We start from the raw sequence: 9,054 nt of genomic DNA on the forward strand, positions 1-9,054 counted from the left end.
AGATCATCTCCTATGAGCTTGCTGATCGGCCGCAGATCAGCTCTGTAATGCAGATGCTAAAGAGCGCCTTCAAACGACTCAAGAATGAAGGCAGGCCAGTATTGCACTCCGACCAAGGCTGGCAATACCAAATGGGGCTGTATCAACAGGCCCTGCAAGAACAAGGCGTTACTCAAAGCATGTCTAGAAAAGGGAATTGCTTAGATAACGCCGTGATGGAGAACTGGTTTGGGATTATGAAAACTGAGTTCTTCTACCAACAAAAGTTTGACGATGTTCAATCATTTAAAACCCAGCTAAAGGAATATATCCATTACTACAACCATGATCGAATCAAACAAAAACTAAAGGGATTGAGCCCGGTAAATTACCGAACTCAATCCCTCGTGCTAACCTAACTAAACTGTCCAACTACTGGGGGTCAGTTCAATGCATTGGCATTTTTTAGAGGCAAATGGGAGGCCTGCGTATTTGCCCAAGCTAAGGCAAATAAGATAAATACGCAGACTGATGCGAATATACCCATCCAAAAGCTAAAAAGAAAAATGACTATTAGATAAATTGGAAACCAGGGGGCATCGTAAAAAGCAAACAAGCCATTGCCCGTAACAAACTGCCGAATAGTAGTCAAATCGGCGATAGCTTGGCCTGCATTAATTTTCTTGGACTTTAGATTCTGATGAAATGCGGCTGTATAAATTTTTTGGTTCAAGGTGTTATCAAGCCTCTCACCTATCTTGATCACCATGGCCGATCGAACATACTCCAAAAGCGACATAATCAGAAATAGAAATAAGATAATAAGACTCAGAAATACTAGAGTCGATACATTGCTTGAAGTCAACACTCGGTCATACACCTCCAACATATAAATAGATGGTGCAAGATACAGTAAATTGATACAAGCCGTAAAGATGGCAACATAAAAGAATGCCGGCTTAAATTGCAATAGCGATTTAGATAACTCAGTTTTCGATAAACGCTCTAGCAGCACAAACATTCCAATATAAAAAAATACAAATGTCGCTCACCAAAGATTAGGCGTATGGTCAAAATCGATAGGGTTAGGCAATTAAGGCGCTCATCTAGCCCTAGACTAAGTTAGAGTTACTCTGGGGCTTTTAAGGCTAGCTGAGTCGTCTTTATTGCAAATAACCAAATGAATTGATGACGATGTAAGAATGAACAAATACAGAGTTTGGGGCGACCTTAATACTGCAAAGTTAGTCTAATAAGTGCAATTTATGAATGTAGAGCCAGATACGTAAAGTCTAAAAACCTTAGAAAATCTAAAAGAAAAGGCTTATGGACATAGCGTCAAAATACTAAACCACCCAATAAAAATACTAAATTTTCTTTAAATAAGACTTTGATTATTAAACTAGTAGTGATGCGTATTCCATTTTTTTAAAAAAAGGTATACATTTATCCTATTCTAATTTTTATATGCATCTACTTTTCAGATGGGAGATATTGATGAATAAGGCGACTGACAAAAGAGTGGATCTTGAAATGCGAACATCAATTGATCGCTATTTAGAGCACATTAAAAAAATATTTAAAGATTCGGTTTATAGCACGGGCAGCTGGGACGATAATTCAGTCAATGAATTTTGCCAAGCAGTCCACATTAGTCAACGGGGCGATCTGATGACGATAGCAACCATAAAGAATAAAACACATTCTTATATTGCAATCAAAGATATTAATAAGTTGAAGAGAGGTAGTATTTTTGGAAAAACTTGGTTTGGCAACCCTGCACTCGGATCGCCCGTTGGCAATGTTCTGAATATGCTTTAATCTCGCCCAAATTCATGCACACTACGATTAACTCCCTATAGCGGCAGATACAGCTCTTTCTTCTAGATAAAAAGCTTCTGCCACTTCCTTGAAGTAGCTTTTCTCGCTGATGAAGGCCTCCACAACTGCCGGATCAAATGCGATACCGCTATTACGAATAATTTCTTCAGAAGCATCCTCATGTGTCCATGCTTTTTTATAGGGGCGTACTGTCGTTAAGGCGTCGTAAACATCGGCTAGCGCCATGATTCGAGCTGACAATGGAATAGCATTCCCCTTGAGTCCAGCTGGATAGCCAGTGCCATCCCACTTTTCATGGTGACTTTCAGCGATGGTAGATGCTACAGAAAGTACATCGTTTGTATTCTCAATCTTATCTTTGGCTACTTCCAGTATTGACGCACCCATTGCTGCATGGGTCATCATGATGTTACGCTCCTCAACAGTCAATCTACCAGGCTTATTTAATATTTGATCTGGAATGCCTACTTTTCCAATATCGTGTAATGGTGCCGCCTTATACAAGATATCCACATAGGCTTCTTCTAATTGCGCCCCATAAAATCCAATTGACTTCAAGCGTATAGCAAGAGCATGCACATATTTTTGAGTTCTTAGTATATGGTGACCAGTTTCATCGTCACGAGCCAGAGCCAAAGAATTCAGAATAGATAACATATTATCTTCTTGTTTTTGATTAAGACTAATTGATAATTTCCATAGATGATTATAAAAATAATTTCCTAAAAAGATAAAGATGACTATGTAACAAAAAATATATGCGAGCCGTACAAAAAATTCATCCTGATGTTCATCAAAAGTTGAGGCGTGTGCACTTAGATCCAATCCAGTAACTATTACTCTAGAAACCAGTAAAGCAATTTGCACAAAGATAGCTAAATATATAAATCGCAAATAATATGATTTATCTTTTTTAAAACATCCATGCAGTTCATATAATTGCCATAAAGACAATAAAATAGTTGATATGGCAATGAATTCCACCCTAGCGCCATAATTTCCATTAATCACAACCCACACATACAACATGCAAGTTGCCAAAGTACCCGAAATAAAATAAACAAGCTGCTTTTTTGTAATTCGCGTGTAGATTGCCCTAAACAACAATCCCAGAGCAATATCAGAGCCTAGCTGAAGTAAGTCCCCAATAGTTAAGGCCTTGCCTGACCACGGAAAAAAGACAAATGAAAAGCAAGAGAGGGCCATTAAATAGCCTGCGATGGACCAATATAATCCAGAGCTATTGATTGCTATGCGAGTCTTCAATTCTACCGACGAGTTGAGAGCAATGACCAAGGTCACTAGAGCTGCCCCCAAATACATTATCTGGTTTGTAAGTTCCATTATGTAACGGTAAACCCCGATGTATTAATACAGTGAAAAACGACAAGCTTGCACTTGGTATCCTTACTCTGATACCTTTTATGGCGCATAAAATCTCACTTGGTTTCCGCCCATTTTTTTGGCTTCATACATTGCCATATCCGCCCGCTTAATAATGTTGCTTGATTTAATTTGATTGCCTAAAAATAGACTGGCTCCAATGCTGGCAGAACTTTCAAATTGAATGGAGGTCTCGCCTCGCGTTACATGACATATGGTAAATGTATATTTATTTGACAAACTAGATAAAATTTTATTTGCTATGCTACTTACCTGACTGGCTGTTTGTGAATAATTATTTGTAAACTCATTTAAAATCACAACAAATTCGTCACCACCAAACCGGCTTGAAGTATCTTTTGCCCGCAAACCATTAGAAATGCGTTTTGCAAATTCAGCCAGTAATAAATCACCTACTTCATGCCCATATTGATCATTGATGAATTTCAAGTTATCGATATCAATAAATAGCAAAGCCCCGTAAAGAGCGCTGCGTTTACTTTGAACAAGAGCCTGATTTAAGCGGTCTAAGCATAAATTACGATTAGGCAGATTTGTCAACTGATCAAAAAATGCTAATTTTTTCGTTTTATCATCTATTTTGATGCGGTCGGATATGTCGCGTATCGTCATGATGAAATTGCAAATATCCCCTTGTTTATTGAATATTGGGGAAATAGACAATTCATTCCAAAATGCCGCTCCGCCTTTTCGGTAGTGCAATATCTCTCCGGAAAAGTGAGATAAGTCCATATAAGCCAAATCGATTTTGGCTATAGTATTTTTATTGGTTTTTGGACCATTGAATAACTCTCCATAACCTTTTCCATCAAAGTCATTAAGAACATATCCTGTTATTGATGTGAAAGCTTCATTCACACTGATGATGATGCCATTTTCATCTGAGATGACTACGCCCTGACCAAGCATATTGATGGCATTATCTAAGGCTCGCCTTCCAAGAAGTGCGCGAACTTTTAAGCCAGAAGTCACAGCATCCATTAAACTGCTCTTGACCCAATTCCAAACTTATTCGCCAAGCCCATTAAGTAGGATTTAAATTCCATACTGAACTCTGGGTGCTTTAATGCGAACTCAACAGTTGCCTTTAAGTACCCCAGCTTATCGCCACAATCGTAGCGAATCCCTTTGAACTCATATGCCATTACCTTTTCTACCTGCAATAAGGATTCAATGGCGTCCGTTAACTGGAACTCACCACCAGACCCAGGTTTTAATTGACGAATATGCTTAAAAATATTGGGGGATAAGATATAGCGCCCCACGACACCCAAATTAGATGGCGCATCTTTTGGCTGTGGTTTTTCAATTATCCGATTGATTTTATAAGCGCCGTCGCCTTCATCAATCCCAGCAATAACCCCATAAGAGGAGCTTTTCTCTGGTCTGATTTTTTCGACAGCCAATACTGAAGTATGATTTTTCTTATGCACTTGCATCATCTGACACAACACCGGTGGCCTTCCGTCTAAAAGATCATCCGCTAAAATAACTGCAAAAGGCTCATCTCGAACCAGCTTTTCTGCGCATAAAACAGCATGCCCTAAACCAAGCGCCTCAGATTGTCGAATATAGACACAATCTACATGGCTAGGCTTTATATTGCGTACCATCACCAAGAGATCTGTCTTATTTTTAGCCTCAAGTTCTGCCTCAAGCTCGTAGGCTTTATCAAAGTGATCTTCGATTGACCTCTTATTGCGTCCAGTCACAAAAATGAGCTCAGTAATACCAGAGGCAATCGCCTCCTCTACTGCATATTGAATAAGAGGCTTATCCACGACATTCAGCATTTCTTTTGGGCTTGCCTTAGTGGCAGGCAAAAAACGCGTCCCTAAGCCAGCAACCGGAAATACTGCTTTAGTTATTGGCTGATATTTAGTAATACTCACGCCTTCTTCCCCTTGTAAATAGTTACTATTGTTTCAATAAGCTATAAAAAATGAGACCCAATAAGCGCAATCTCATTCCTAATAACGCAATTTTTATATCTTTAAACTTAAAACCTATTGCATCTCATTTTTTGACTATTGGAAATAGGGCTTTAGGTAAGCAATTCGATCGGATGTAATTGAGTCAAACTGACTCTGATCAATGTCAGCACCATTTTTAAGGGCTGAATCAATCGGCACAGATAACTGCTTTCCCAATTCAACTCCGGGCTGATCAAAACTGTTGATTCCCCATAAAATTCCCAAAGCAACTGTACGGCTTTCATACAAAGCTAATAGCGCTCCCAGATGAAAAGCATCTAATTTGGGAAGGATAATAAGATTGCTGGGCTTGTTACCAGGGTAGCTTTCATTGGGAATTTCAGAAGTCTTACCGCAAGATAGTGCCTGCGCTTGCGCTAAGCAGTTTGCCAAAAGTATTCGGTGATGATCGACTGCTTCGGGAATATCACTCATCGGCTCGCCCACCGCAATGAAGTCCACTGGGATGATTTCAGCGCCTTGATGTAGTAGTTGAAAATAGGAATGTTGGGAGTTAGTTCCTACGCTGCCAAACACAACGGGAGAAGAGTTCTGTATAGGTATATCACCACACCCCACACCCTTCCCATGACTCTCCATTTCAAGCTGCTGTAACCAAAATGGAAATAGGCTGAGTGCATTTGCATAAGGAATGACTGCATAGGCAGTTGAGGAATACTTTTTTTGCTGGTGTAGCAATGCTAAGGCCATTAATATCGGTACATTTTTCTCAATTGGAGTTTCTTGAAAATGCCGGTCAATTGCTTCAGCCCCCTTTAAAAAAGACATAAAAGTCTCAAACCCATACTGCAATGCGATGCAAAGGCCTACTGCCGACCAAACAGAAAATCGCCCTCCCACCCAATCCCAAAATGGGAAAATATGATCACTCGTAATGCCAAATAATTGCGCCGCAGTAGGATTGGCAGTAACCGCCAAGAGTGCGCCCTGGAGTTGCTTATTGCTGCAGCCATTGGATTTTAGCCAACTCACTACTGCCTTGGCATTCATCAAAGTCTCTGTTGTACTGAAGGTCTTTGAAACGATGATGACACGAGTGCTAGCAGGCTTTGCTTGCCTAAAAATTTGGGTAAGCTCTTCACCGTCTATATTGACAGCAAAGTGCATTCGCATTTCCCTGCTATTAATACCAGGTAAATTCGCCAATGCCTGTACTGCTAATTGGGGACCAAAAACAGATCCCCCGATTCCAATGTGAATGACATCAGTGACCCCATCCCATTCATTACATAGGGATTGAATCCGTTGCCACACCACCTCAATCTCAGGCATGACATTTTTACCTTCTACAAAAATGGGATTTTTTGAGCAATTACGTAAAGCAGTATGCAGCACAGGACGCCGCTCACTCCTATTGAAGATTTTTCCAGAAAACATATCATTAATACGATCAGCAATGCTCGCTTTCTGAGCAAGCTCAATTAAATCTTGCCATTCTTTTTTACTAATATTTTGATAGGCGGAATCTAATACGAGACCGGCTGCATTCAAGCTCCCAAATGAAGCATTGGGCATCTCACCAAATTGCCCTTCGAGAGCGGGCTCAACATCCAGATTAGTTAACACCTGATTCATCTATCCATAGAAAAATTGAAGGGGGCTCCCTTTCTTCTGTCTATTTTGATGATTGCAAAGATGTTGGTAGACCCATTAACCGCAAAATGCTTCTATAAAATGCAATTCTAAATTGATGGGTATATGGTGATTACTACGAATTAAGCTCTAAAAGATGATATCTAACAGCCCATTCGTTATTACGGCAATCCTTAACTATCTTGATAGTTTCTAGAAATTTCTTTGAAAGAATTCTGTTCGGCAATAAAGGCATTAACAATCACAGGATCAAAATAAGTATTACCTTTAGAAACAATCTCCTGAATTGCCTGCTCATGTGTCCATGCATTTTTATAAATACGCTTACTCACCAAGGCATCATACATATCAGCTACCGACATAATCCGAGCCTCTATAGGAATCGCTTCGCCAGCTAAACCACGGGGATAGCCACTACCATCCCATTTCTCATGATGAGCTCCTGCAATCAGGATAGCCTTTGCAACCACACCCGATTCATCATCACGCTTAATCTCTAGAGTACTTAATTCAGATTCTCCAATCAAGGTATGGGTTTTCATGATAGTCCACTCCTCATCCGTAAGGGGTCCCTGCTTTAGCAAGATGAGATCAGGTATGCCAATTTTCCCAATATCATGAAGTGGTGCAGCATTAAACAATAATTCAATGGCATGATCCGATAGGCGATCTACATAATACCCATCAGCTTGAAGGCGAAGAGCAAGCACTTTTACATAATTTTGTGTGCGAATAATGTGGTTTCCCGTCTCATTATCACGCGCCATTGCAAGCGCACTTAAGGATGCTAATAGTTGCAACTCAGATTGAGCAAGATTTTTATTAGCGAGCTCCATTTTTATCAGGTGGTTTTCAGTAATTAACTCCTCTTTTTTGCCCCACTCAATTGTTCCAGCTAAACTAGTAAAAAACATAAACCTGAGTATGCCAAAAATACAGAGGAGTATAAAAGTGATGGCGTTTGTTAGGCCGCCTTCGTACACAAACCCAAGACCATAAAACAGAATCATAATAAAGCGAACTACCCAAACCAGCCCACTTAAAAAGAAGGTGATTAGCAACCCCAAAGCAACCTGAATTTGCAGTTGCTTATAAATCTTGAGGGCTGGTAAAAAGACGGTAAAGTTAAATACCAATCCCCCGATTGCAACAATAGCCGGCTGATATTTGACATCAAAATATTCGCCAACCAATATCAGAGCAGCGAGAAAGAAAAGTGCTGCAATCAAAGCTTTTAAAGCAATCCATTTAAGGTAGATCTGCTTACCCACTAAATTCTGATAGGAATAATAGAAAAAGACATATGCTGCAATATTGAAACCATTGCCAAGCATGAATGTAGCAAAATTTGGCAATATCCCTTTTAGCGATAAAAAAACAGTGGCAACGCCAATCAGAAAACAGCCAATCGCCCAAATAGATATATAAGATTGATTATAATTTTTATAAGTAGATAATAGTAAATAAGCTCCCGCAAATGAAAATATCCCGAAAAATAAGAATAGCGAGGTAATGAGGGTTGGAGTTGAATTGATCAAAAAAATTTCACGCCACTCTTAAATATGACTTACTAACCGTAGATATAATTCTTAAAAAATGTTAACCGGAGAGAGTTTTAAATAGGGAAATCGTAGGAGTGAATGGAAAAACATTCACTCACTTACCTTTTAGAGTAACTTGAAGATCTCTAAAAAACCTTGGATTCAACTGGTCAACGCAACAGATTGGGCAAAACGTTCTGCCGGTGTTTGATAGTTTAGTGTTTTTCTAGGGCGTTCATTAAGTTTCCTGGCTATGGCATTAAGCTTAGCCTGCGAGTAATTGGCTACGCTCATTCCTTTAGGGAAGTATTGTCTTAGTAAGCCATTGGTATTTTCATTTGAGCCTCGTTGCCAAGGATGCTGGGGATCACAAAAGTAAACCTGAACATCCGTGGCTAAGGTAAAGCGTTTGTGTTCAGACATCTCTTTGCCTCGATCCCAAGTGAGCGACTTATACAACTCGTCTGGTAATTTCCTCGCATGCTTAATTAAGGCATTGACGACTGTTTGACTATCTTTGCGAGCAACCTTGACTAGCATCACATAGCGAGTCTGGCGCTCAACGAGAGTAGCAATCTGGCTATTAGCATCTCCGTAAAGTAGATCACCTTCCCAATGTCCAGGGACCGCACGATCCTCTACCTCTGCCGGCCGCTCTCTAATGGATATGGCACCTTTAATACTGCCCAAAGCTCGATCTT

Annotated in this window: 9 protein-coding genes; 2 read left to right on the forward strand and 7 right to left on the reverse strand. The window is 39.9% G+C overall.

The genetic code is table 11. The annotated features are described in order from the left end of the window. The coding region (locus CBI30_RS10800) for an IS3 family transposase (RefSeq protein WP_143744397.1) at positions 1 to 398 on the forward strand (398 nt) is incomplete at its 5' end. Positions 399 to 421: 23 nt separating this feature from the next. Here CBI30_RS10800 and CBI30_RS10805 read toward each other — a convergent pair. After that, complete coding sequence (locus tag CBI30_RS10805; RefSeq protein ID WP_088528302.1) at positions 422 to 1,000, reverse strand: ABC transporter transmembrane domain-containing protein; 579 nt, start codon at positions 998 to 1,000, stop codon at positions 422 to 424. Positions 1,001 to 1,476: 476 nt separating this feature from the next. Between CBI30_RS10805 and CBI30_RS10810 the strand changes: the two genes are divergently transcribed. Continuing rightward, positions 1,477 to 1,800, forward strand: a complete 324-nt coding sequence (locus CBI30_RS10810; RefSeq protein WP_088528303.1) for a hypothetical protein — start codon at positions 1,477 to 1,479, stop codon at positions 1,798 to 1,800. A 27-nt stretch (positions 1,801 to 1,827) separates the two neighbouring features. Here the strand turns inward: CBI30_RS10810 and CBI30_RS10815 are convergent, their stop codons facing one another. From CBI30_RS10815 to CBI30_RS10840, 6 genes are all read right to left on the reverse strand, one after another. Further along, a complete protein-coding gene (locus tag CBI30_RS10815; protein WP_088528304.1) occupies positions 1,828 to 3,165 on the reverse strand; it encodes an HD-GYP domain-containing protein in 1,338 nt (445 codons plus the stop codon). 78 nt (positions 3,166 to 3,243) lie between these two features. Beyond that, positions 3,244 to 4,206, reverse strand: coding sequence for a sensor domain-containing diguanylate cyclase (locus CBI30_RS10820; RefSeq protein WP_088528305.1), 963 nt, complete (start codon positions 4,204 to 4,206; stop codon positions 3,244 to 3,246). After that, positions 4,206 to 5,117, reverse strand: a complete 912-nt coding sequence (gene galU / locus CBI30_RS10825; RefSeq protein ID WP_276207152.1) for a UTP--glucose-1-phosphate uridylyltransferase GalU — start codon at positions 5,115 to 5,117, stop codon at positions 4,206 to 4,208. The genes CBI30_RS10820 and galU overlap by 1 nt, the downstream gene beginning before the upstream one ends. Before the next feature lie 135 nt (positions 5,118 to 5,252). After that, a complete protein-coding gene (gene pgi / locus CBI30_RS10830; RefSeq protein WP_240553579.1) occupies positions 5,253 to 6,794 on the reverse strand; it encodes a glucose-6-phosphate isomerase in 1,542 nt (513 codons plus the stop codon). Positions 6,795 to 6,985: 191 nt separating this feature from the next. Continuing rightward, positions 6,986 to 8,350 carry an HD-GYP domain-containing protein gene (locus CBI30_RS10835; RefSeq protein WP_088528306.1) on the reverse strand — a complete coding sequence of 455 codons (1,365 nt, stop codon included), beginning with the start codon at positions 8,348 to 8,350 and terminating at the stop codon, positions 6,986 to 6,988. Between the two features lie 165 nt (positions 8,351 to 8,515). Further along, positions 8,516 to 9,054: IS30 family transposase (locus CBI30_RS10840; RefSeq protein WP_143744398.1), on the reverse strand; the 539-nt coding region annotated here is incomplete at its 5' end.

The organism is Polynucleobacter aenigmaticus, assembly GCF_002206635.1.
Classification (GTDB): domain Bacteria; phylum Pseudomonadota; class Gammaproteobacteria; order Burkholderiales; family Burkholderiaceae; genus Polynucleobacter; species Polynucleobacter aenigmaticus.

Excerpts from the sequence above, each read along its gene's own strand:
- pgi (WP_240553579.1), bottom strand. The coding sequence starts at position 6,794 with ATGAATCAGGTGTTAACTAATCTGGATGTTGAGCCCGCTCTCGAAGGG.
- CBI30_RS10810 (WP_088528303.1), top strand. The coding sequence starts at position 1,477 with ATGAATAAGGCGACTGACAAAAGAGTGGATCTTGAAATGCGAACATCA.
- CBI30_RS10815 (WP_088528304.1), bottom strand. The coding sequence starts at position 3,165 with ATGGAACTTACAAACCAGATAATGTATTTGGGGGCAGCTCTAGTGACC.
- CBI30_RS10805 (WP_088528302.1), bottom strand. The coding sequence starts at position 1,000 with ATGTTTGTGCTGCTAGAGCGTTTATCGAAAACTGAGTTATCTAAATCG.
- CBI30_RS10820 (WP_088528305.1), bottom strand. The coding sequence starts at position 4,206 with ATGGATGCTGTGACTTCTGGCTTAAAAGTTCGCGCACTTCTTGGAAGG.